The following is a 21034-nucleotide window of genomic DNA, read 5'->3' as shown; positions in this document are numbered from 1 at the left end:
GGACGAACTGTCCACGCGCCGTCCCTGGAGGTGCCCGTGGCCGCACTCACCCTCCGCGAAGTCCTGAACCTCGATCCCGTCCGAGCCTCCGAGCCCGCCCTCCTCGCCGGCGACAACGCCCTGGACCGCCCGGTCCGCTGGGTGCACTCGAGCGAGGTGTACGAGGGCGCCAACTTCCTCGACGGCGGAGAACTGCTGCTCACGAACGGCTTCGGCCTGATGGACGCCGACGAGGAGGTCCGCCGCCGGTACGTCCGCGAGCTGGCCGCGCGGGGTGCCGCCGGGCTGGCGGTGGAGGTGGGCCGCTCTCTGCCGCAGATGCCCCCCGAGGTCGTCGACGAGGCCCGCCGCCTCGGTCTGCCCCTGCTGGCCCTGCACCGGGTCGTGCCCTTCGTACGCATCACGGAGGCGGCGAACCGCGCGATCGTGGCCCGGGGGCTGTCCGGGCGGTCGGTGGTGCGTCCCTGGGGCGAGGACCACGCGGCGGCCCTGCTCGCCGACCTGGCCGACCGCGCGGCCCTCAACCAGCCGGAGGTCGAGGCACGGTCCGCGTTCGCCGGGTTCCACCCCGGGCCGGGGGCCCGGCTGATCGGGGTGTCGGTGCACGGCACGCGCGAGGTGGCCGCAGTGGACCGGGCGGCACGGCTGCTGGGCGGGGCGAGGGCGCTGCGGGCGCCGTTCCCCGGCGATGTGCTGGCGCTGCTCGCGCTGCCCGGCGACGGCGGTGGCATCGGTTCCGGTGACCCGGTCCGTGCCGTCCAGGAGGCCTTTCGTACGGCGGCGGACGCGGGCCTCACCGTCGCCGTCGGGCACGCCGTCGACGCGGGCAGCGGCTGGCTGCGCTGGAGCGACACGCTGCGGGCGGCGCGGACGACCCTGGAGCTGGCGCTGACCGTGCCGGCCGCCGAACCGCCCGCCCCCGAGGGCCCGCTGGTCACCTCCGCCCGCGCGCTCGCCCTGGAACGGGAGCTGACCCGCGGTGGCATCGACACCAACCGCGACCGCCTCGACCGGCTGGTCCAGCACACCCTGGGCCCGCTGCTGGCCTGGGAGGCGGCCCACCCCAGCGATCTGGTCCGCACCCTGGAGGTCCATCTGCGCCACGGCTGTTCCCCGACCCGGACCGCGGCGCTGCTGCACATCGGCCGCCAGTCGCTCTACCAGAGGCTGGAGCGGATCGAGTCCCTGCTGGGGCTGGAGATCGACGATCCGGAGCTGTTGGGGGAGTTGCTGGCGGCGACATGTGCGCATCGGGTCGTCCGGGGGACGGCGGCGCCCTCGGTCCGCGGACTGCGAACGGTTGCTTGAGCTCAGCGCAGGGTGACCTGGCTCGGTCCGTTGTACGGGGCCGAGCAGAGCACCGTTTTCGGAGTCCGCAGGGTGTCGTCCTCCGTGAACAGTGCGCGGGCTTCGTCGAAGGGGACCTCGTCGCCCGCTACCTGGGCTGCGCGGTCGTACAGCTCGCGGGCCGCTTCGGACAGGGGCGTGCCCGGCTTGCCCTCGTCCATTCCCCACTCGTCCCACAGCAGCGTCTCGACCTTGTTCAGGGCCGCGAGGTCGAGCCGGATGTTGCCGGCCACGAAGCGCTCGCCCCAGAACGGCCCTTCCTCCGGCGGATGCAGCCCGAAGGCCCGCGGGTCCGCCCCGCCCTCGCGGATGGCGCGCCACGCCTTGCCCGCGACCAGGAAGCGGTCGCGCGGGACGTCCACCGGGTCGAAGTCCACGTTCCAGTGGGCGGTGATACCGGGGTCGGCGAGCTGGGCGTCCGCGAACAGCCAGCCCCGCTCCTCGTCCCAGTACTCGGTGACCACGTGGTCGCAGTGGAAGCCGTCGGAGCCGAAGTAGTCGGCGAAGCCGGACCGGATGCGCGCAGGGATGCCCGCCTGCCGCAGGAACGAGCAGTGCAGCAGCGAGAAGTCCCGGCAGGTGCCGACGAAACGGTCGCCGACCTCGCGTCGCATGTGCAGCGGGGCGTCGTTCCGGGCCACGAGGAGCCGCAGGATGTCGTCGATGTAGCGGGTCTCGGCGTCGTTGTGCAGGCGGTCGTGCGGGTGGGTGTGGTCGAAGAGGCCGCCCTCCACACGGTGGACGATCAAGTCGCGTGCGATACGGGCGAGTCGGGCGGGGTCACGGGGTAAGCCGGCGTAGTGGCCGCCGAGTTCGCCGGGGTCGGAGAAGGTGCTGTGCATCGCGTAGAAGGCAAGTGACATGGCCGGCCTCCCGGTTGTCCGGAGTCGTCAGGTCACCGATCGCATGTTCGAATATGGATCGGTGCGGCTCACCGTGTCAAAATTCGCCGGCACATGTCCAGCCCGCGCGCCGCCCTCAGCCGGTCACCCGCAGCAACAGCTTCCCGGTGCTGGTCCGCGTCCCCATCAGCCGGTGCGCCTCCACCGCCTCCTCCAGCCCGAACTCGGCGGTGACCGGCAGCGACACCGTGCCGTCCACCGCCTTCGCCAAGGCCCGCTCGGCGAGGGAGCGCAGCTCGCCGGGGGCCGTCTTCGACAACGTGAGGATCGAGAAGCCGCCGACCGACACCCCGGAGGGGTAGAGCTCCGGCTGGCCCACCGCCCACGCCGGCGCCGAGCTCGCGTTGCCGAAGGAGACCAGGCGTCCGAAGACCGCGAGCGAGGCCAGGCTGCCCCGGAACGTCTCACCGCCGACCGGGTCGAGCGCCAGGTCGACACCCCGGCCGCCGGTCGCCTCCCGCACCGCCTCGCTGAACTCGCCGACGAACACCTCGTCGTAGCCGTACTCGCGCGCGTACGCCGCCTTCGCCGCGCCCGACACCACCCCGTACACGGCCCCCGCGCCGGCCGCCCTCGCCAGCTGCCCCACCACCGTGCCGACGCCGCCCGCCGCACCCTGCACGAGCACCGTCTCGCCCGGCTGCAGCCGGCCGACCGCGTGCACGAGCGCGTACGCCGTCGGCAGCACGGTCGGCAGGGTCGCCGCCGTGCGCAGGCTCATGCCTGCCGGGACCGGGAAGACGGTCGAGGTGTTCGCCAGTACGACATCCGCGTAGGCGCCGCCCTCCGTCAGTGCCGTCACCTCCTGGCCGACGGACAGACCCGTGACCCCCTCGCCGAGCGCTCGGATGCGCCCGGACGCCTCGAGCCCCGGGACGAAGGGCAGCCGCGGCACCCGGTAGCCCTCGCCGCGCGCCTTGAGGTCGGCGAAGTTCACCCCGGTGTACGCCACGTCGAGGCTCACCTGGCCCGGACCGGGCTCGGGGACCTCCGCCTCCACGACCTTCAGGACCTCGGGCCCGCCGTACTCCTGGAACTCCACCGCGCGCATGCCGCACCACCCATGACTGTTCAGCCGACGACTGTTCAATGAAAAGCGAACAGTCGCGAGTGTATGATTTTCATCGAACACTCTGCAAGATGTGAACCTCGGCAAGACGGGAAGGGAGACCCGCGTGGCGCAGCGCACCAGTCATCGGGCCGCCCCCGAGCACACCCACCCCGACGACGTCTCCGTGCAGACCGCGCTCGCGGCGCTGGCCGACCCCGTACGCATCGGCATCGTCAGGGAGCTGGCGGGCTCGGCGGACTGGTCGCGCAGCTGCGGCAGCTTCGACGTGCCGGTCGGCAAGGCGGCGCTCAGCCATCACTTCGTGGTGCTGCGGGGCGCGGGCCTGGTCGAGCAGCGCGACGAGGGGCCCCGGCGGGTCAACCGTCTGCGGCGGGCGGAGTTCGAGGCCCGTTTCCCGGGGCTGCTGGACCTCGTCCTGCGGGACGAACCGGCGATCTGAACCTCTGCGCCCCCTCCCGCGTCACAGTGCTGACGCCTACGCAGGGGGATGGAGGGGGACATGGGCAGCAACCGCACCTGGGTCGCATCGGCCGGAGCGAGCGTCGCGCTGGTGGTGGCCACGGGCCTGTACGTCCAGGCAATGGGGGCCGGCCACACCGACGGGGGCCTCAGGGTGGGCCCCGACCGGATCAAGTCGGCGGTCGCGGACCGGACCTGTGCCGGCACCCGCCCCGTCGGCAGCCTGCCCGACCGCGACGACGGCACCCCGCTGATGCGTGTGGTCGTACACGTCGACGAACTGGCCCGGAAGAACTACTCCGACGTCTACACGGGTCTTTCCGTCGACGAGGACCGCCAGGTCACCGATGTCTGGCGCATACCTTCCGCCGCCTTCGACGACGAGGTCTGCGGGGTGGCCGTCCGGGGCGTGACCATACGGCTGCACGACACCGACGTCAGCAGAAAGACACTCGACGCCCTCTCCGACCGGATCGGCGACGACATGCGCCGCTGGGACGGAGCCTTCGAGATGCGCGAAGTGGCCGCGGACGAACGGGGCTTCGTCCTTGTCGGGGTCGACGACCCCGACAAGGCGGAACCGATCCTCGAGAAGGCCTACGGGGAGAACAACAGCAGGTACATCAGGGTCGAGTACGCGGATCAGGCAGAAGCGCTGGACGCGGAGTGAGCCTTCGCCCGGCGCAGCACCGCATACAACGCCGCGCTCACCACGAAACCGACCACCGGCGTGATGTCGCCGAAGGACGGCCAGTGCTTCGGGACGTAGCCGACGAAGTCCTCCTGGTTGGAAAAGAGCGGAACGGACACCGCGACGCCGATCAACAGGGCGGCGATACCGGGCCAGTTGGTGAAGGAACGATCGGTCAGCCGGGCCGTCAGCTCCTCGTCCGTGGCCGTGCGGGACTGGAGCCACCGCTCCACCAGGACGACCCCGAGCCAAGGGGCCACCCAGTACGCGATCACCAGCAGGAACGCCTCGTACGCCGACCCCGCGTCGTCGAGCGAGGCCCACGCCGCCGCCGTACCGGCCACACCGGACACCACGACCAGCACGCTACGGCTCAGCCACGTCGGGAGCTTCAGGCCGAAGGAGGTGATGGAGATCGCGCCCGAGTAGATGTTGAGGGCGTTCGCCGAGATGGCGCCGAGGATGATGGCGAGGAGCACCAGGTCGCCCAGCCAGCCCGGGAGATGACCGGTGAAGGCCGCCGTCGGGGTGGCGTCCTTCGGAGCCACGATCGTCGCCGAGGCCGCGCCGATGATCGCCACGAGGGCGACGGACACGAACAGGCCGACCGCCGGGTAGACGATCGTCTTCACCTTGTTCGCGGTGCGCGGCAGATAGCGCGAGTAGTCCGTGGCGTACGGGTTCCAGCCGGCCGCGTAGCCCCAGGCCGCGCTGAACGCGAGCAGGAACCCGCCGATGCCGCCGCCCGTGCCGCCTCCGCCGAGGTTCGCGTCCTTGAAGGTCCACACGCCGGCGAGAAGGAAGATCACGGCGAGTGCGGGGAACGCGTACTTCTCGAAGGTGTGCACGAAGTTGTGGCCGATGAAGCCGATCACGATCTCGACCACGACCACGAGCAGCAGGGAAGGCAGCGGACGCAGCCCGGTCAGCGTGTTCAGGGCGAAGGCCGCGCTCACGCTGTTCACCGCGAACCAGCCCACGCCCGCGATCAGGCCGTTGGCCGCGGACGGCAGGATGTTGCCGAAGTAGCCGAAGGAGAACCGGCCGATCACCATCTGCGGGACGCCGAAGCGCGGGCCGTCCAGGGAGAGGAAGCCCTGGGTGATCGCGCCGACGGCGGTGCCGAGGACGATGGCCGCGGTCGCCTCCCAGAAGCTCAGACCGAAGAACAGCACCGAGATCACACCGATGAAGACGGTCGCGAACTCGATGTTGGGGGAGGCCCAGGTCCACAGCAGCTGCAGCGGCGAGCCATGGCGTTCGGCGTCCGGGATGGGCTCGGAGCCCGCCGTCTCGACGGCGATGACCTTGTCACCGTATGCGGGGGCGAGGGTGCCGGAGGAGTCGGCGGGAGCAGTCGTCATGCGAGGTAAGTGTCCGGTTCCGGCCGGTCCGGGCACAGGGGCGCATTGTCCGCTTCGGGGGGCCCTGCGGCGTACAACCTGTAGGCATCGGCGCCGCCGATGACCCCATCGGCAGGACGCCCCACTGGCGCGTGGACCACCGCCGCCGCCCGCTCGTAGCGTCCAGGACATGAACACGCAGAGCAAGTCCGCAGAGAGCAGGGGCATCGCCCAGCTGATGACCGCGATGGTGCTGTCCGGCACCCTCGGCGTCTTCGTCGTCGAGTCGGGCGCCTCGCCGTTCGACGTCGTCTTCTTCCGGGTCGTCTTCGGAGCCCTCGCGCTCGGCTCCTACGTCCTCGCCCGCGGCTGGCTCCGCGACCACGGCTTCACCCCGCGCACGCTCGGACTCGCCGTCCTGGGCGGCGTGTTCATCGTCTTCAACTGGGTGTTCCTCTTCGAGTCGTACGAGAACACCTCGATCTCGGTCGCCACGGTCGTCTACCACACCCAGCCGTTCTACGTGGTCCTGCTCGGCGCCCTCCTCTTCCGCGAGCGCCTCACCGCCGCCAAGGTCGGCTGGATCGCGCTGGCCTTCGTGGGCCTGATCCTGGTCTCGGGGGTCACACCGGCCGACTTCACCAGCGGCGGCACCTATCTGACGGGCGTGGGCCAGGCCCTCCTCGCCGCGCTCCTGTACGGACTGTCCACCCTGGTCACCAAGCGCATCACCGGCGTCCGCCCGCACCTCATCGCGCTGGTCCAGGTCGTGGTCGGCATCCCGCTGCTGCTTCCCTTCGCCGACTTCGGCGCGATGGCCGGCACCGGCTGGGACTGGGGCTGGCTGGTCGGCCTCGGCTTCATCCACACCGGCGTGATGTACGTCCTGATGTACGCCGCCTACGCCAAGCTGCCGACCTCGAAGATCGCCGTCCTCGCCTTCGTCTACCCGGCGGTCGCGATGGTCATGGACTGGGCGGTGTACGGCCACCACATCGGCCTCGTCCAGGCGCTGGGCGTCCCGCTGATCGTGCTGGCCAGCCTGAAGGTCACGCTTGCCCGGCCTCTTCGGACACCAGCTTCCGCGCCTGCTCGAGAAACAGCCGTACGTGCGCCGGAAGCCGCTTCCCGGCCCGCCACGCGAGTTGCGTCCGAAGCGTGAACGGCGGCTGCCACGGCAGCCGTACCAAAGACCCCTCGGCGAGTTCGGCGGCGACCGTCACCTCGGGCAGCAACGAGACCCCGAGGCCGGCCGCCGCCGCGCGTTTGGTGGCCTCGATCGTCCCGAACTCCATGAAGTCGGCCGGCTCACCGGACGACTCGAGCTCCCGCTCGAACAAGTCCCGGTAGGCGCAGCCCGGCTCGGTCGCGAGAAGGGACTGCCGTACGAGATCGGCGGTGGCGAACTCCCGGCCCGCGAGGGCGTGTCGGGGCGCGGCGACCAGCGCCAGCGGCTCCTCGCACAGCACCACGCTCTCCAGCCCCGGGTGCTCGGTCGCCTCCTCCATCAGGAAGCCGAGATCGTACGTGCCCTGCCGCAGCGCCTGCCGGGTCTCGTCGCCGATGGTGGTGCGCAGGGAGAGCCGCACCTTGGGGTAGCGGTGGTGGAAGAACTCGAGCAGCGGGGGCAGCCGGTACGAGGTCAGCGACTCCATCGTCCCGACCACCAGCGAACCGGCGGGCTCCTCGGTACCGGTGACCGCGGCCCGCGCCTCCTCGTTCAGCTCGATGATCTGCCGGGCGTAGGGGAGCAGCCGCTCACCCGCCTCCGTGAGCCGGATACGGCTGCCGAGCCGGTCGAACAGCTCGACACCCAGGGACGACTCCAGGGCCCGTACCTGACTGGTCACGCTGGACTGCGCGTACTTCAGCTCGGCCGCGGCCTGCGTGAAGCTCAGCACGGTCGCGACCTTCTCGAAGGTGACGAGCAGCCGCAGCTCCATCAGTCCGCCTTGGGGTCCTCGCCGCGCTCCCGCCGCCGCAGCTCCTCCTCGCGGCGCCGCAGATCGGCCTCCCAGTCCTTGAGCAGCGCCTCGTCCTTCTTGTTCTCCTCCTTGAGGGACTTCAGGAACTCGGGATTGTCGTCGGGTGCGACGAACTGGGCGCGGTGGTTGCGGTGCCACTCGGAGGGCGTGGTTCCGCCGGCCGGGACGGGCCCGCGGTACTTGCCCGCGACCAGCCAGGCGATCGGCCCGACCAGCACCTCCCCGAACAGCAGGATGATGATGACCCAGACCACCTTGGGCAGCCCGCGCACCTGCTCCTCGGGGGTGTTCAGGCAGTCGATGAAGGCATAGATCCACAGCGCCAGGACCAGCAGAAACGGCAGATACCGGAACATGGTGTGCGATCCCCCAAAGGCGGTGACGGGGCGCTGTCGGGCCCCGGTGACGGGGTCAGGGTAGCGGGTGGCCGCAACTCCTCTCCCGTACGCCGGTCAGTGGTGGGGCGAGCGCATCACGTGCCGGATCCGGTCGGTGTCGGTGGGCTGGTGGGGCCGGCGGCCGAGCGCCCGGACGCCGGCCGTTGCCGCCACCGTGACGACGAGGACGACGACCGAGCCCGCTCTCGGCCGGGTCCGTTTCGTGCACGCACTGGTCCGTGACACCGTCTACACCGACCTGTCCGGGGTCCGGCGGGCCCGTCTGCACGACCGGGTCGCACAGGGCCTGCGCCGCCACCGCCCGCACGACCTCGCGGCCCTCGCCTTCCACTTCGCCCGCACGGGCCGTACCGCGAACGCGCCCCTGGCCGTCGACTACGCGCTGCGGGCGGCCGAACTGGCAGAACGACGGTACGCGCACGACGTGGCCGTCGAGCTGATCGAGCACGCCCTGGAGGCACACCGGGCGGCCGTGGCCGACCCCGACGCCGCCCCGGACGACACGGTGGCCCTCCACGTACGGCTGCTGGCGGCGCAGTTGCGGGCCGGGTCCACCGACGCCGCCCGGCACACCCGGCAGCGGGCGGTCGACCTCGCGGTGCGGGCCGGCCGGGACGACCTGGTCGCCGCGGTCTACGGCGCCTGGACCGAGCCCTCGCCCTGGCGCTCCCGGCTGGAGGGGCTCTTCGACCGCACCGCCCTGGCCCGGTTGGAACGGCTCGCCGACGACGCGGCGCTCGACGGCGCGACCCGCGCCCGGGTCCTCCAGGTCCTCGTCGACGCGGTGGCCGCCGAGGAGGCGCCGCGGGCCGTACGGGCGGCGCACGCGCAACTGGCGCTGGCCCGGGCGGAGGGCGAACCGCGTCTGCTGGCCTCGGCGTTGATGACGTCCGCCAAGCTGCTCCCGCACGAGGCCCAGGGCGCGCTGCGCACCCCGCTCGTCGCGGAGCTGCGGCAGCTGGCCGAGGCGCACGACCTGCCGGCCTACCGCTGGGTCTGCGAGCACCTCGACGGCATGACCGCCGCGACCCGCAACGACCCCGACGGGCTGCGCCGGCACAACGCCGAAGCCCTGGAACTGGCCCGCCGCTACCGCATGCTGTGGGCGCAGGGCATCGCCGCCGCGACCTCGGCCATGCTGGCCACGGTCACCGGCCGCTTCGACGAGGCGGAGGCCCGCTACGCCGAGGCCGACGGCCTGCTGCGGCGCGTGGGCGCCCACCACGCCACCGGACCCCGCACGCTGGGCCTGCTGACCATCCGGCTCGCCCAGGGCCGGGCGGCCGACATCGAGGGGGTCTTCCGCGACCTCTACGCGGAGATCGGCACCCCGGTGGCGGTGGCGCACGCCCTGGTCCTGGCCCGGCTAGGACGGCTGGACGAGGCGGCCGCGGTGTCGATCGCGCCGCGACCGGTGACGGACCACCTCTACGGCCTGGAGCTGGACTACCGCTCGGAACTCGCGGTCCTGCTCGGCGACACGGAGACGGCGGCCATGCTGCTCGGGCATCTGCTGCCGATCCGCGACCAGTTCGCCGGGACGGCCGGCGCCGCCTACGCCACCCGGCCCCTGGCCCACGCCCTCGCGGACCTTTACCGGCTCCTCGGCGAGGACGGGGCCGCGGCCGAGAACTACGCGCTGGCCGAACGCGTCGCGTCCGCCTGGGACTCGCCGCACCGCCTCGCCGAGGCACGCCGTGCGGCCGCCCGGCTGACCGCCGAGCGGGAGCGCCGGCGAACCGCCTGAGGGCGGGGCGGGCGTCGGGGGTCCGAGGGGCTCGGCGATACTGGGACGCATGGCTTACGACGATCTTCGCTCCCTGCTCAGGGCACTGGAACGCGAGGGTGACCTCAAGCGCATCAAGGCCGAGGTGGACCCGTATCTGGAGGTCGGGGAGATCGTCGACCGGGTGCAGAAGGCGGGGGGCCCGGCGCTGCTCTTCGAGAACGTGAAGGGCTCCGCCATGCCCCTCGCGATGAACGTCTTCGGCACCGACCGGCGCCTGCTGAAGGCCCTGGGCCTGAAGTCGTACGGCGAGATCAGCGAGAAGATCGGCGGGCTGCTGCGCCCCGAGCTCCCGCACGGGTTCGTCGGTGTCCGCGAGGCCTTCGGGAAGCTGGGCGCGATGACCCACGTCCCGCCGAAGAAGGTGAAGGAAGCCCCCGTCCAGGAGGTCGTCCTCACCGGCGACGACGTGGACCTCGACCAGCTGCCGGCGCTGTTCACCTGGCCGCAGGACGGCGGGTCCTTCTTCAACCTCGGGCTCACCCACACCAAGGACCCGGAGAGCGGCATCCGGAACCTCGGGCTCTACCGGCTGCAGCGCCACGACAGGCGCACCATCGGCATGCACTGGCAGATCCACAAGGACAGCCGCAACCACTACCAGGTCGCGGCCAGGCGGGGCGAACGGCTGCCGGTCGCGATCGCCTTCGGCTGCCCGCCCGCGGTCACCTACGCCTCCACCGCGCCGCTCCCCGGCGACATCGACGAGTACCTCTTCGCCGGGTTCATCGCCGGGAAGCGGATCGAGATGGTCGACTGCAAGACCGTGCCGCTCCAGGTGCCGGCGCAGGCGGAGGTCGTCATCGAGGGCTGGCTGGAGCCGGGCGAGATGCTCCCCGAGGGGCCCTTCGGCGACCACACCGGGTTCTACACCCCGCAGGAGCCCTTCCCCGCGCTGAAGATCGACTGTGTGACGATGCGGAAGCGGCCGCTGCTTCAGTCGATCGTCGTAGGCCGCCCTCCGACGGAGGACGGACCGCTGGGTCGTGCGACCGAGCGCTTCTTCCTGCCCCTCCTGAAGATCATCGTGCCGGACATCGTGGACTACCACCTGCCGGAGGCGGGCGGCTTCCACAACTGTGCGATCGTCTCGATCGACAAGAAGTACCCCAAGCACGCGCAGAAGGTGATGCACGCGATCTGGGGGGCACACATGATGTCCCTGACGAAGCTGATCGTCGTCGTGGACTCCGACTGCGACGTCCACGACCTCCACGAGGTGGCGTGGCGCGCGCTCGGCAACACGGACTACGCCCGTGACCTCAGCGTCGTCGAAGGGCCCGTCGACCACCTCGACCACGCCTCCTACCAGCAGTTCTGGGGCGGCAAGGCAGGCATCGACGCGACGAAGAAGTGGCCCGAGGAGGGCTACACACGCGACGGCGGCTGGCCCGACATGGTCCTGTCCGACCCGGAGACGGCGGCGAAGGTCGACCGCCGCTGGAAGGAGTACGGCCTGTGAGCAGCGCCTCCGCCGCGATCCCGCAGCCAGGACGCACCAAGGCGTTCCTCCGCCTGGTGATGATCGAGCACTCGGTCTTCGCCCTGCCCTTCGCCTACATCGCCGCGCTGACCGCGATGTTCCAGTGGGACAGGAACATCCACTGGGGGCGGCTGCTCCTGGTCACCATCTGCATGGTGGGCCTGCGCACCTTCGCGATGGCGGTCAACCGGATCATCGACCGCGAGATCGACGCCAGGAACCCCCGCACGGCACAGCGGGAACTGGTCACCGGCGCGATGTCGGTGAAGCACGCCTGGACCGGCGCGCTGATCGCGGTCGTCGTCTTCCTCGGCTCGGCGGCCCTGCTCAACCCGCTCTGCTTCGCCCTGGCCCCCATCGCGGTGATCCCGATGGTGGTCTACCCGTACGGGAAACGCTTCACGAACTTCCCGCAGGCCATCCTCGGCCTGGCCCAGGCGATGGGCCCGGTCGGCGGCTGGCTGGCGATCAGCGGGGAGTGGTCCTGGGACGCGGTGATCCTCGGCCTCGCGGTCGGCATCTGGATCGGCGGCTTCGACCTGATCTACGCCTGCCAGGACGTGGAGACGGACCGTGAGATCGGCGTGATGTCGGTCCCGGCGCGCTTCGGCATCCCGGCCGCCATCTGGGGCGCGCGGATCTGCCACGCCGTGGTGACGGCACTGCTGATCTGGTACGCCGTGGCGACGGACGCGGGCGGCTTCTTCTGGGTCGGCCTGATGATCGTCGCGGGCGCGTTCGTCTACGAGCACAACATCGTGCGCCCGAACGACCTGTCCCGCCTGAACAGGGCGTTCTTCAGCGTCAACGGGTTCATCGGGATCGCCCTGTTCGTGTGTGCGCTGCTCGATCTTCTGGTGCGGGGTCTGACCGTCTGAGTACGGTCCGCCCCAGGGACCGTTCGCGCAGCTGGCTTCAGCCCTGAATCGCGCGAGCCTCCACGGGCCGCCGCCGGAACCAGAACGCCGCCCCCACGCCCGCCGCCAGGCCGATGAGGTGGCCCTGCCAGCTGACGCCCGTCTGCAACGGGGAGAGGCCGAGCAGGATCGAGCCGCCCCAGACCGCACCCACCAGCAGGCCCACCAGCACGCCCAGCGGCCGGCGCTCCACGAAGCCGCTGACCAGCAGGAAGCCGAAGAGGCCGAAGATCAGGCCGGAGGCGCCCGCCGTGTTGGTGTGCGCCGGGGCTATCAGCCACACCCCCAGTCCGTCCGCCACGATGACGAACAGGCACAGCGCGGCGAACCGGCGTATCCCGCCCAGCGCCGCGAGGAAGCCCATGACCAGCAGCGGCACACTGTTGGCGGCCACATGGGCGAAGCCGAAGTGGATGAACGCGGCCGGCACGACGTCCACCAGCTCGGACGGCTCGCGCGGCGTGATGCCCAGCCCGTCCAGCGCATGGCCGCTGATCACGTCGACCACTTCCAGCAGCCACAGCAGCGCGACCCAGCCCACCATCAGCTTGGCCGCGGCCTTCGCCCGGTCCCCGCGCGACCACTCGAGCCCGCTGTCCGACATGGCAACCCCCACCGCTCACTCGTCCCCGCCTGGAGAACGCCCGAGCCCCCTCGACCGGTTCCCACCCTGCGAGGCCGGATAGGCTCGGTGTTGTGAACCCAGCCAAGCCAGGAGAGACGGCGCGTACACCTTGGATCGTAGGGGTGTCCGGGGCCTCCGGCACGCCTTATGCCGCGTCGGTGCTGCGCGCACTCCTGGAGGCCGGCGAGAGCGTGGACCTGGTCGTCAGCCGGGCCTCGCGGCTCACGCTGCTGGACGAGACGGGGATCTCGTTCCGCGACGCGCACTGGCGGGACGACCTGCGGGAATGGCTGGGCCGGGGAGCCGACGGCAAGCCCGGGGTCCACGACGCGGACATCGACGGGGTGCGGTACTGGCCCGCCGGGGACCTGGCCGCGGGGCCGTCCTCGGGCTCGTACCCGAGCAAGGGCATGCTGATCGTGCCCGCCTCCACCGCCTGTGTGGCCGGTGTCGCCCTCGGGCTGTCCAAGGATCTGCTCCAGCGTGCGGCGAGCGTCACGCTCAAGGAGCGCCGGCCGCTGGTCGTGACCGTACGGGAGACCCCCTTGAACGGTCAGACCCTGCGGCACCTGGTGGCGCTGGACGACGCGGGCGCGACCGTGGTGCCCGCCTCGCCCGCCTTCTACGCGGGTGCCACCCACATCCAGGACCTGGTGGACTTCGTCGCCGGGCGGGTGCTGGACGCGGCGGGCGTCGAGCACGGTCTGTACCGGCGCTGGGCGGGCGAACTGGGCGGCGGGAGCGCCGGCCGGTAGGCACGCCGCAGTACCTCTCATCTACTCGGGAATCTTCAGCGGAAGGCATCGAATCGCATGGACGCGGTGGACAGGCAGCTCATCCAGGCCCTGAGGGAGAACGGCCGGGCCTCGTACGCGGAGCTGGGGCGCCTCGTCGGCCTGTCGGGACCCAGCGTCACCGACCGCATCAACCGGTTGGAGGCGGCCGGCGTCATCACCGGCTACCGCGCCACCGTGGACGCCGCCTCGCTGGGCCTCGGTGTCACCGCCCTCATCGGCATCTCGCTCTCGGACGCCGCCGACCACGAGGACGTGGCCCAGCGGATGAAGGAGCTCAGCGAGATCGAGGACTGCTGGTTCATCGCCGGCGACGACTCGTACATGCTCAAGGTGCGGGCGAACGACGTGGACGGCCTGGAGAAGATCATCCGGCGGCTCAGTGGCACCAAGGGCGTCTCCCGTACCCGTACGACGATCGTGCTCTCCACGAAGTGGGAGAACCGGGTCGGGGAACTGCCCGAAGAGGTCTGAGATCGTAGGCGTACGGTGGGGTCGAGCTGTCGTAGAAAGAGGTTGAGGGTATGGACGTCGGGCTCAAGCGCGAGCTGGAGGAGAAGGTCAGGGCCGGTGAACGGCTGACCCGCGAGGACGGCATCGCACTGTACGAGTCGGACGACCTGGCGTGGCTCGGCGGCCTCGCCCACGAGGTGCGCACGCGCAAGAACGGTGACGTGGTTCATTTCAACGTCAACCGGCACCTCAACATGACCAACGTCTGCACCGCCTCCTGCGCCTACTGCTCCTTCCAGCGCAAGCCGGGGGAGAAGGACGCGTACACGATGCGCATCGAGGAGGCGGTGAAGCTCGCCAAGGCGATGGAGGGCGAGAACCTCACCGAGCTGCACATCGTCAACGGCCTGCACCCGAACCTGCCGTGGCGCTACTACCCGCGTTCGCTGCGGGAGCTCAAGGCCGCCCTGCCGAACGTCTCCCTGAAGGCGTTCACGGCGACGGAGATCCACCACTTCGAGACGATCTCCGGGCTGAGCGCGAGCGAGATCCTGGACGAGCTGATCGACGCGGGCCTGGAGTCCCTCACCGGTGGCGGCGCGGAGATCTTCGACTGGGAGGTCCGGCAGCACATCGTGGACCACAAGACCCACTGGGAGGACTGGTCCCGCATCCACCGGCTGGCGCACGAGAAGGGTCTGAAGACCCCGTGCACCATGCTGTACGGCCACATCGAGGAGCCGCGGCACCGTGTCGACCACGTGCTGCGCCTGCGCGAACTCCAGGACGAGACCGGTGGCTTCCAGGTCTTCATCCCGCTGCGCTACCAGCACGACTTCGTGGACATGAAGGACGGCAAGGTCCGCAACCGGCTCCAGGCCCGGACGCAGATGGCGACCGGCGCGGAGGCGCTGAAGACCTTCGCGGTCTCCCGGCTGCTGTTCGACAACGTCCCGCACGTCAAGGTCTTCTGGGTCATGCACGGCGTCCAGACCGCTCAGCTCGCGCTGCAGCACGGTGCGGACGACATGGACGGGTCGGTGGTCGAGTACAAGATCACCCATGATGCGGACAATTACGGCACGCCGAACAAGCTGACCCGTGAGGATCTGCTGGATCTGATCCGGGATGCCGGGTTCCGGCCGGTGGAGCGGAACACCCGGTACGAGATCATTCGGGAGTACGAGGGCCCGGATCCGGCTCGTCGGGAGTCGCCGCAGCCGATGCGGGTGTGATTTTCGGCTTGTTCTTCGGCTGCCGCTGAGTGGGGGCTTGTCGCGCCCCGCGGCGCAGCCGCAAAGAGATACGGTCCCGCGCCCCTGGGGTGGGTACCCGGGGCGCATGGTTACGAAGGCGCCCGAGGATGCCTATACCGCCGAACCCTTCCTTCCGGAGCGCGGCGGGCTTCCGGCCCTGCGCAAGGCGGCTGCCGAGTGCAGGGGGTGCCCCCTGCACAGGGACGCCACGCAGACCGTCTTCGGGGCGGGGAACGCGCACGCGCGCGTGATGCTCGTCGGCGAGCAGCCCGGGGACCAGGAGGACCGCCAGGGAAAGCCGTTCGTCGGCCCGGCGGGCAAGCTGCTGGACCGGGCTCTCGGCGAGGCCGGTCTGGACCCCGCGGACGCGTACGTCACCAACGCCGTCAAGCACTTCAAGTTCACCCAGGCCGAACCCCGCAAGCGCCGTATCCACAAGGCGCCCAGTCTGCGGGAGATGACGGCGTGCGGGCCGTGGCTGGCCGCCGAGCTGGCCGTGGTGGAACCCGAGCTGATCGTGGTGCTGGGGGCGACCGCCGGCAAGGCGCTGCTGGGCTCCTCGTTCCGGGTCACCCAGGTGCGCGGGACGGTCCTGGAGGAGGAGATCCACGGCAGGCGGGAGCGGCTGGTGCCGACCGTGCACCCCTCGGCCGTACTGCGGGCGGACGACAGGGAGGCGGCCTACCGGGGCCTCGTCTCGGATCTGGAGGTGGCGGCGCGAGCACTGTCGTAATGGGTACTATGGCGCGGTGTCCCTTACCTTCACTCTCGACCCCGCCGTCACTCCCGCCCTGCGCGACGGGATCCTCGACCTGTGGGCCGACGTCTCGAACGCGGGCGGCTCGGTCGGCTTCGTACCGCCGGTCACGGCCGAGGACATCCGACCGGAGCTCATGAAGCACTTCCTCGCCATGACGGAGGGGCGGACCCGGCTGCTGGTCGGCCTGGACGCGTCCGGCGAGGTCGCGGCGACCGCCTTCTTCAGCTTCAACACTCACCGGCTGATGACACACTGGGTCTGGCTGTACACGGTGATGGTCCACCCCCGCCACCAGGGCAGGGGATACGGCCGGGACCTCCTCGCCGCCGCCGAGGACGCGGCCCGCGGCTTCGAGGGGATCGACGCGATCCGGCTCACCTGTCGCGGCGGGAACGGCCTGGAGCGGTTCTACGGCTCCTGCGGCTACAAGGAGGTCGGCCGGGTCCCGGGCGCCATCCGCGTCGCCCCGGACGACTACCGCGACGACGTCTTCATGCTGCTGCCGCTGGGCTGAGAGCCCGCCCACCCCCCTGCAAGATCGGGTCCCGGGCGTGCTTCACTGGACGGTGCCCTTTGGGAATGTTCGTACCGTTGACGGAAGAGTGGATTGAGATGCTCCGCTACACGCTGATGCGCCTCGGGATCTTCGCGGGCTGCTTCGTGGTCGTCTGGGGCCTCGTCTACTCCGGCATCGTCCCGCGCGGCTACGGCGCCTCCAACTTCATGTGGATCTGCCTGCTGGCGCTGGTGATCTCCGCTCCCATCAGCTTCGTCGTCCTGCGCAAGGAGCGGGACCGCGCCTCCGTGACGGTCGCCCATCGCGTCGACCGGATGAAGGCCGGCTTCGCGGCGAACGCCGCCCAGGAGGACGAGGCGGACGACGCGAGCCGCCCGCAGGGCCAGGCACCCCAGGCTTCTTGAGGGGGTTGCGGGCGCCCGCTCCCAATTACCCTTGCCCCATGGGTGCCGTGAAGACCAAGCGGATGCCGCGGGCGGTCCGTGAGCAGCAGATGATGGACGCCGCCGTGCGGACCTTCGGGCAGCGTGGGTACATGGCCGCGTCGATGGACGAGATCGCCGAACTGGCGGGCGTGTCCAAGCCGTTGGTGTACCTGTACCTGAACTCGAAGGAAGACCTGTTCACGGCCTGCATCCGCCGGGAGGCGACCGCGCTCGTCGAGGCGGTCAGGGCCGGGGTCAGGCCCGAACTGCCCGCCGACCGCCAGCTCTGGGAGGGACTGCGGGCGTTCTTCACGCACACCGCGCAGAACCCGGACGGCTGGGCCGTGCTGCACCTTCAGGCCCGTACCCGCGAACCCTTCGCGGCCGAGGTCACCGCGATGCGCGAGGAGATCGTCGCGTTCGTGACGCAGCTCATCGTCGTCGCGGCGAGGGAGGCGCACCGCAATCCGAACCTCCCCGAGCGGGAGGTCGCCGGGCTCGCCGAGGCTCTGGTCGGCGCCGCCGAAGCCCTCGCCGCCTGGGCCAACGCCACCCCCGGCACCTCGGCCCGCCAGGCGGCGGCCACCCTGATGAACTTCGCCTGGGCGGGCCTGGGCAACCTCATGGACGGGCGGCCCTGGTCGCCGCCACCCACCCCGGAGTCATGACGCGGCGTCAGCCGCCGCGAGGTCGCTGACACTTCCGCTCACATGAACGCGGCCCCCGCTCCCGCGCAGCTCGAACAGCTCCCCGTCCGCCGCATACGTCACCGTCCCCGGCAGCAGCACCGGCGCCCTGAACTGCGCCTCCACCCGGGCCCGTTGCGGCACCCCGTGCGCGGCGAGGCAGCGGGCCACCGTCCACATGCCGTGCGCGATGGCGCGTGGGAAGCCGAAGAGGCGGGCGGTGAGGGGGTGCAGATGGATCGGGTTGCGGTCGCCGGACGCGGCTCCGTACCGCCGCCCGACGTCGGCGGCCAGCCGCCACTCGGCGACGGCGGGCAGCTCTTCCCGGTCGTCCCTGGGCGGCTCACCGGAATGCCGCGTCCGGTGCCGGGCCAGATAGGTGCTGCGTGACTCCCAGACGACCTCCCCGCCGGCCCGCATCTCGGTGATCACCGAGGCCTCGGTGCCGCGCCTGTGCGGCTCCAGACCGCCGACGTACACGGCGAGTTCGTACTCGCCGGTCGCCGCGGGCGCGCACCGCTGCGTGATCTCGATCGAGGTGTGGACGAGGCCGAGCAGCGGCAGCGGGAAGCCCCGGTCGCTCATCAGTCGCATGGCCAGCGGGAAGCCCAGCACATGCGGATAGGTCGGGGGCAGCGCGTCGGCGCCGGTCGCGAAGCCGCACACCCGCTCGTACGCCGCCAGCCGCGCGAGGTCGATCCGCAGCCCGGGCAGGACGAGCCGGTTGCGGGGGAAGTCGGCGTCAGGGCGAGGGCGTTTGAAGGGGGACAGCAGGGCGCCGCGGGCGAGCAGCGGCCCGAGGGCGGGCGTACCGGGCAGGACGACGGACATCGACATTCCGAGACTCCCCACGGGCGGCTCTGCTTACTCCAGAGTCAGGTTACCCGAGGTAAGGGCAGGTGGGGGCGGGGCAGAAGATGAAAAACGTTCACCATCCCGTCCGGCCCGTCGCTATCGGCCAGAAAAGCCACGAGCTTGCACATCCCCGACGCATCCCCGCCGCCGGACCACCTTGGAACCCACACCGGCTCATCACGGGCGCGCCGTACGATCACCTCCCTCCCAGCCTGCGGCAACTCCCCCGCAGGGCAACTCTGGTGAACCTCTGGAGTCGCCCGTGTCCACCTCGCAGCCGTCCGCGCCCGCCGTCGTCCACTCCACGACGTACGACGGCACGCCGGTTCTCGTGGAGCCCGTGATCCGGCGGCTGGACGGGGAGGTGCGCGAGGTCTCCGTGCCGCCCTTCGTCCCGCTGGTGACCCACGGCTCGCTCGCCGACCTGCCCTTCGACAACGCGCGCATCGCCCCGGACGACAAGGTGCTCAGCCGCCGCACCGAATCGGGCCGGTGGGCGGACGTCACGGCGGCCGAATTCGCCGACGAGGTGCTGGCGGTGGCGAAAGGGCTGATCGCCGAGGGGCTGGTCCCGGGGGACCGGCTCGGCGTGATGGCGCGGACGATCTACGAGTGGACGCTCCTCGACTTCGCCGCCTGGGCCGCGGGCCTCGTCACCGTCCCGATCTACCCGACCTCCTCGGCCTTCCAGACCCGGTGGATCCTCCAGGACTCCGGCGCGGTCGCACTCGTCACGGAGACCGCCGCCCAGGCCGCGGCCCTCGGCCCGGAACTCGACCGCGTGCCGGACCTGCGGCACCTCTGGGTCGTCGAGAAGGGCCATGTGGAGCGGCTGGCGGAACGGGGCGGCCAGGTGCCGGACCAGGAAGTGGCCGTACGGCGTGGGATGTTGAGCCCCGACACGCTCGCCACCGTCGTCTACACCTCGGGCACCACCGGCCGCCCCAAGGGCTGTGCGATCAGCCACGGCAACTTCTTCGCCGAGGTCGACAATGCCATCGAACTCCTCTATCCGGTGTTCCGCTCACGGACCAGCGAAGAGGCGTCCGTCCTGCACTTCCTCCCGATGTCGCACATCTTCGGCCGCATGGTGGCGGTCGCCTGCATCCGGGCCCGGGTACGGCTGGGCCACGCGCCGAGCCTGAAGGCGGACGAACTCCTTCCCGACCTGGCGAGCTTCCGCCCGACCTGCCTGGTCGCCATCCCGTACATGCTGGAGAAGGTGTTCAACGTGGCCCGCGCGAAGGCGGAGACCGGCGGCCGGGTCACCGCCTTCGACCGCGCGGCGGGCGTGGCCCGGCGGTACGGGGAGGCGGTGGAGGCCCGCCACGCGGGCACCGGCCCCGGCCCGGGTGCCGCGCTGAAGGCCGCCCGCGCCTTCTACGACCCGCTCGTCTACCGCCGTATCCGGGGCGCCATGGGCGGCAGGGTCCGCTACATGATCTGCGGCGGCTCCCCGCTGGGCCGACGGCTGGCCGCGTTCTACTCCGGGGCGGGCATAGAGATCTACGAGGGCTACGGCCTCACGGAGGTGACGGGCGCGTCCACCGTGACCCCGCCGCTCAGACCCCGTCTGGGCTCGGTGGGCTGGCCGATACCGGGCACGAAGGTCCGTATCGCCGCCGACGGCGAGATCCTGCTGGCCGGTGACCACGTCCTGCGCGGCTACTGGGACCCGAACGCGGGCGGCGTCGTCCCGGCGACCGTCGACGGCTGGCTGGCCACCGGCGACATCGGCCGCCTCGACGAGGAGGGCTACCTCTACATCACCGGCCGCAAGAAGGAGCTGTTGATCACGGCGGGCGGCAAGAGCGTCGCCCCGGCACCGCTGGAGAACTGGCTCCGTGCCCACCCCCTGATCTCCCAGGTCATGGTCGTCGGCGACAACCGCCCCTATGTCGGCGCCCTGATCACCCTGGACATGGAGGGCGTCAGCCACTGGCGCCGGATGCGCGGCAAGTACCCGGTACCGGCGGGACTCCTCCTGGACGACGACGAGTTGAGACAGGTCCTGCAGCGCGCGGTGAACGAGGCCAACAAACTGGTCTCCCGCCCGGAGTCCATCCGCCGCTTCACCATCCTCCCGGTCGACTTCACGGAGGAGGCGGGACATCTGACCCCGTCGATGAAGCTGAAGCGGGAGCTGATCGCGGAGGAATTCGCCGAGCAAATCGAGCAGCTCTACGACCCTCGCGGCACGGGAGCGCCCCTGTAGGGGCGCGCAGATGGCAGACCAAGGCACAACCCCACCGCAAAACCCCCGGAGGGCCCGCACCAACT

At 71.1% G+C, this 21034-nt stretch carries 22 protein-coding genes; 15 read left to right on the top strand and 7 right to left on the bottom strand.

Annotation, left to right across the window (positions count from 1 at the left end; all coding sequences use genetic code 11):
• Positions 1–36 precede the first annotated feature (36 nt).
• On the top strand, positions 37–1308 hold the full coding sequence (locus ABT254_RS02700) for a PucR family transcriptional regulator (RefSeq protein WP_351462687.1): 1272 nt from the start codon (positions 37–39) through the stop codon (positions 1306–1308).
• A 2-nt stretch (positions 1309–1310) separates the two neighbouring features.
• Here ABT254_RS02700 and ABT254_RS02695 read toward each other — a convergent pair whose 3' ends face one another.
• Both ABT254_RS02695 and ABT254_RS02690 read right to left on the bottom strand, forming a co-directional pair.
• A complete protein-coding gene (locus ABT254_RS02695) occupies positions 1311–2210 on the bottom strand; it encodes a transglutaminase-like domain-containing protein (RefSeq protein WP_351462685.1) in 900 nt (299 codons plus the stop codon).
• A gap of 115 nt (positions 2211–2325) precedes the next feature.
• A complete protein-coding gene (locus ABT254_RS02690) occupies positions 2326–3300 on the bottom strand; it encodes a quinone oxidoreductase family protein (RefSeq protein ID WP_351462683.1) in 975 nt (324 codons plus the stop codon).
• 124 nt (positions 3301–3424) lie between these two features.
• Here ABT254_RS02690 and ABT254_RS02685 point away from each other — a divergent pair, with 124 nt between their 5' ends.
• Both ABT254_RS02685 and ABT254_RS02680 read left to right on the top strand, forming a co-directional pair.
• On the top strand, positions 3425–3760 hold the full coding sequence (locus ABT254_RS02685) for an ArsR/SmtB family transcription factor (protein WP_351462681.1): 336 nt from the start codon (positions 3425–3427) through the stop codon (positions 3758–3760).
• Positions 3761–3820: 60 nt separating this feature from the next.
• Positions 3821–4450, top strand: a complete 630-nt coding sequence (locus ABT254_RS02680; protein ID WP_351462679.1) for a hypothetical protein — start codon at positions 3821–3823, stop codon at positions 4448–4450.
• Here ABT254_RS02680 and ABT254_RS02675 read toward each other — a convergent pair.
• Positions 4423–5835: a purine-cytosine permease family protein gene (locus tag ABT254_RS02675; RefSeq protein ID WP_351462677.1), complete on the bottom strand. Its 1413-nt coding sequence runs from the start codon at positions 5833–5835 to the stop codon at positions 4423–4425. The two genes, ABT254_RS02680 and ABT254_RS02675, sit on opposite strands and share 28 nt — an antisense overlap.
• A gap of 169 nt (positions 5836–6004) precedes the next feature.
• Here ABT254_RS02675 and ABT254_RS02670 point away from each other — a divergent pair, with 169 nt between their 5' ends.
• Entirely contained in the window at positions 6005–6976 is a 972-nt protein-coding gene (locus tag ABT254_RS02670; protein WP_351462675.1) for a DMT family transporter, read from the top strand.
• Here the strand turns inward: ABT254_RS02670 and ABT254_RS02665 are convergent.
• Positions 6864–7757, bottom strand: coding sequence for a LysR family transcriptional regulator (locus ABT254_RS02665; RefSeq protein WP_351462673.1), 894 nt, complete (start codon positions 7755–7757; stop codon positions 6864–6866). The two genes, ABT254_RS02670 and ABT254_RS02665, sit on opposite strands and share 113 nt — an antisense overlap.
• Complete coding sequence (locus tag ABT254_RS02660; protein WP_351462671.1) at positions 7757–8155, bottom strand: PLD nuclease N-terminal domain-containing protein; 399 nt, start codon at positions 8153–8155, stop codon at positions 7757–7759. The genes ABT254_RS02665 and ABT254_RS02660 overlap by 1 nt, the downstream gene beginning before the upstream one ends.
• 67 nt (positions 8156–8222) lie before the next feature.
• Between ABT254_RS02660 and ABT254_RS02655 the strand changes: the two genes are divergently transcribed.
• The 3 genes from ABT254_RS02655 to mqnP are packed head-to-tail and all read left to right on the top strand — an operon-like array spanning position 8223 to position 12344.
• The gene (locus tag ABT254_RS02655) at positions 8223–9944 is read left to right on the top strand and encodes an ATP-binding protein (RefSeq protein ID WP_351462669.1); all 1722 of its coding nucleotides are present in this window, start codon (positions 8223–8225) and stop codon (positions 9942–9944) included.
• A 49-nt stretch (positions 9945–9993) separates the two neighbouring features.
• Positions 9994–11445, top strand: coding sequence for a menaquinone biosynthesis decarboxylase (locus ABT254_RS02650; RefSeq protein WP_351462667.1), 1452 nt, complete (start codon positions 9994–9996; stop codon positions 11443–11445).
• Positions 11442–12344, top strand: coding sequence for a menaquinone biosynthesis prenyltransferase MqnP (gene mqnP / locus ABT254_RS02645; protein ID WP_351462665.1), 903 nt, complete (start codon positions 11442–11444; stop codon positions 12342–12344). The genes ABT254_RS02650 and mqnP overlap by 4 nt, the downstream gene beginning before the upstream one ends.
• A gap of 37 nt (positions 12345–12381) precedes the next feature.
• Here the strand turns inward: mqnP and ABT254_RS02640 are convergent, their stop codons facing one another.
• Complete coding sequence (locus tag ABT254_RS02640) at positions 12382–12987, bottom strand: rhomboid family intramembrane serine protease (protein ID WP_099930675.1); 606 nt, start codon at positions 12985–12987, stop codon at positions 12382–12384.
• A gap of 92 nt (positions 12988–13079) precedes the next feature.
• Here ABT254_RS02640 and ABT254_RS02635 point away from each other — a divergent pair, with 92 nt between their 5' ends.
• The 7 genes from ABT254_RS02635 to ABT254_RS02605 all read left to right on the top strand — a co-directional run bounded on the left by ABT254_RS02635 (position 13080) and on the right by ABT254_RS02605 (position 17881).
• The gene (locus ABT254_RS02635) at positions 13080–13763 is read left to right on the top strand and encodes a UbiX family flavin prenyltransferase (protein WP_450751629.1); all 684 of its coding nucleotides are present in this window, start codon (positions 13080–13082) and stop codon (positions 13761–13763) included.
• 57 nt (positions 13764–13820) lie between these two features.
• On the top strand, positions 13821–14276 hold the full coding sequence (locus tag ABT254_RS02630) for an Lrp/AsnC family transcriptional regulator (RefSeq protein WP_030945405.1): 456 nt from the start codon (positions 13821–13823) through the stop codon (positions 14274–14276).
• Between the two features lie 50 nt (positions 14277–14326).
• Positions 14327–15490, top strand: a complete 1164-nt coding sequence (gene mqnE, locus ABT254_RS02625) for an aminofutalosine synthase MqnE (RefSeq protein ID WP_351462662.1) — start codon at positions 14327–14329, stop codon at positions 15488–15490.
• 106 nt (positions 15491–15596) lie between these two features.
• The gene (locus ABT254_RS02620; RefSeq protein WP_351462660.1) at positions 15597–16244 is read left to right on the top strand and encodes a UdgX family uracil-DNA binding protein; all 648 of its coding nucleotides are present in this window, start codon (positions 15597–15599) and stop codon (positions 16242–16244) included.
• A gap of 16 nt (positions 16245–16260) precedes the next feature.
• Positions 16261–16785 (top strand): GNAT family N-acetyltransferase, encoded by a 525-nt coding sequence (locus ABT254_RS02615; protein WP_351462658.1) that lies wholly within the window; start codon positions 16261–16263, stop codon positions 16783–16785.
• A 98-nt stretch (positions 16786–16883) separates the two neighbouring features.
• Positions 16884–17192 carry a DUF4229 domain-containing protein gene (locus ABT254_RS02610; protein ID WP_351462656.1) on the top strand — a complete coding sequence of 103 codons (309 nt, stop codon included), beginning with the start codon at positions 16884–16886 and terminating at the stop codon, positions 17190–17192.
• A gap of 38 nt (positions 17193–17230) precedes the next feature.
• Positions 17231–17881, top strand: coding sequence for a TetR/AcrR family transcriptional regulator (locus ABT254_RS02605; RefSeq protein ID WP_351462654.1), 651 nt, complete (start codon positions 17231–17233; stop codon positions 17879–17881).
• Here the strand turns inward: ABT254_RS02605 and ABT254_RS02600 are convergent.
• Positions 17876–18730, bottom strand: a complete 855-nt coding sequence (locus tag ABT254_RS02600; protein ID WP_450751674.1) for a MaoC family dehydratase — start codon at positions 18728–18730, stop codon at positions 17876–17878. The genes ABT254_RS02605 and ABT254_RS02600 overlap by 6 nt on opposite strands.
• 286 nt (positions 18731–19016) lie before the next feature.
• Here ABT254_RS02600 and ABT254_RS02595 point away from each other — a divergent pair, with 286 nt between their 5' ends.
• The gene (locus ABT254_RS02595; protein ID WP_351462650.1) at positions 19017–20969 is read left to right on the top strand and encodes an AMP-dependent synthetase/ligase; all 1953 of its coding nucleotides are present in this window, start codon (positions 19017–19019) and stop codon (positions 20967–20969) included.
• Positions 20970–21034: the final 65 nt, after the last annotated feature.

The sequence above is a fragment of the Streptomyces sp. NPDC001137 genome (genome assembly GCF_040298885.1).
GTDB lineage: Bacteria > Actinomycetota > Actinomycetes > Streptomycetales > Streptomycetaceae > Streptomyces.
Note: the sequence above shows the minus strand (reverse complement) of the source record. Positions and strands in the feature narration are given on the sequence as shown.

What these genes read in the sequence shown, in the direction of transcription:
- ABT254_RS02695 (WP_351462685.1), bottom strand. Translation starts at nt 2,210, where the DNA reads ATGTCACTTGCCTTCTACGCGATGCACAGCACCTTCTCCGACCCCGGC.
- ABT254_RS02690 (WP_351462683.1), bottom strand. Translation starts at nt 3,300, where the DNA reads ATGCGCGCGGTGGAGTTCCAGGAGTACGGCGGGCCCGAGGTCCTGAAG.
- ABT254_RS02680 (WP_351462679.1), top strand. Translation starts at nt 3,821, where the DNA reads ATGGGCAGCAACCGCACCTGGGTCGCATCGGCCGGAGCGAGCGTCGCG.
- ABT254_RS02675 (WP_351462677.1), bottom strand. Translation starts at nt 5,835, where the DNA reads ATGACGACTGCTCCCGCCGACTCCTCCGGCACCCTCGCCCCCGCATAC.
- ABT254_RS02670 (WP_351462675.1), top strand. Translation starts at nt 6,005, where the DNA reads ATGAACACGCAGAGCAAGTCCGCAGAGAGCAGGGGCATCGCCCAGCTG.
- ABT254_RS02665 (WP_351462673.1), bottom strand. Translation starts at nt 7,757, where the DNA reads ATGGAGCTGCGGCTGCTCGTCACCTTCGAGAAGGTCGCGACCGTGCTG.
- ABT254_RS02660 (WP_351462671.1), bottom strand. Translation starts at nt 8,155, where the DNA reads ATGTTCCGGTATCTGCCGTTTCTGCTGGTCCTGGCGCTGTGGATCTAT.
- ABT254_RS02650 (WP_351462667.1), top strand. Translation starts at nt 9,994, where the DNA reads ATGGCTTACGACGATCTTCGCTCCCTGCTCAGGGCACTGGAACGCGAG.
- ABT254_RS02640 (WP_099930675.1), bottom strand. Translation starts at nt 12,987, where the DNA reads ATGTCGGACAGCGGGCTCGAGTGGTCGCGCGGGGACCGGGCGAAGGCC.
- ABT254_RS02630 (WP_030945405.1), top strand. Translation starts at nt 13,821, where the DNA reads ATGGACGCGGTGGACAGGCAGCTCATCCAGGCCCTGAGGGAGAACGGC.
- mqnE (WP_351462662.1), top strand. Translation starts at nt 14,327, where the DNA reads ATGGACGTCGGGCTCAAGCGCGAGCTGGAGGAGAAGGTCAGGGCCGGT.
- ABT254_RS02620 (WP_351462660.1), top strand. Translation starts at nt 15,597, where the DNA reads ATGGTTACGAAGGCGCCCGAGGATGCCTATACCGCCGAACCCTTCCTT.
- ABT254_RS02610 (WP_351462656.1), top strand. Translation starts at nt 16,884, where the DNA reads ATGCTCCGCTACACGCTGATGCGCCTCGGGATCTTCGCGGGCTGCTTC.
- ABT254_RS02605 (WP_351462654.1), top strand. Translation starts at nt 17,231, where the DNA reads ATGGGTGCCGTGAAGACCAAGCGGATGCCGCGGGCGGTCCGTGAGCAG.
- ABT254_RS02600 (WP_450751674.1), bottom strand. Translation starts at nt 18,730, where the DNA reads ATGTCCGTCGTCCTGCCCGGTACGCCCGCCCTCGGGCCGCTGCTCGCC.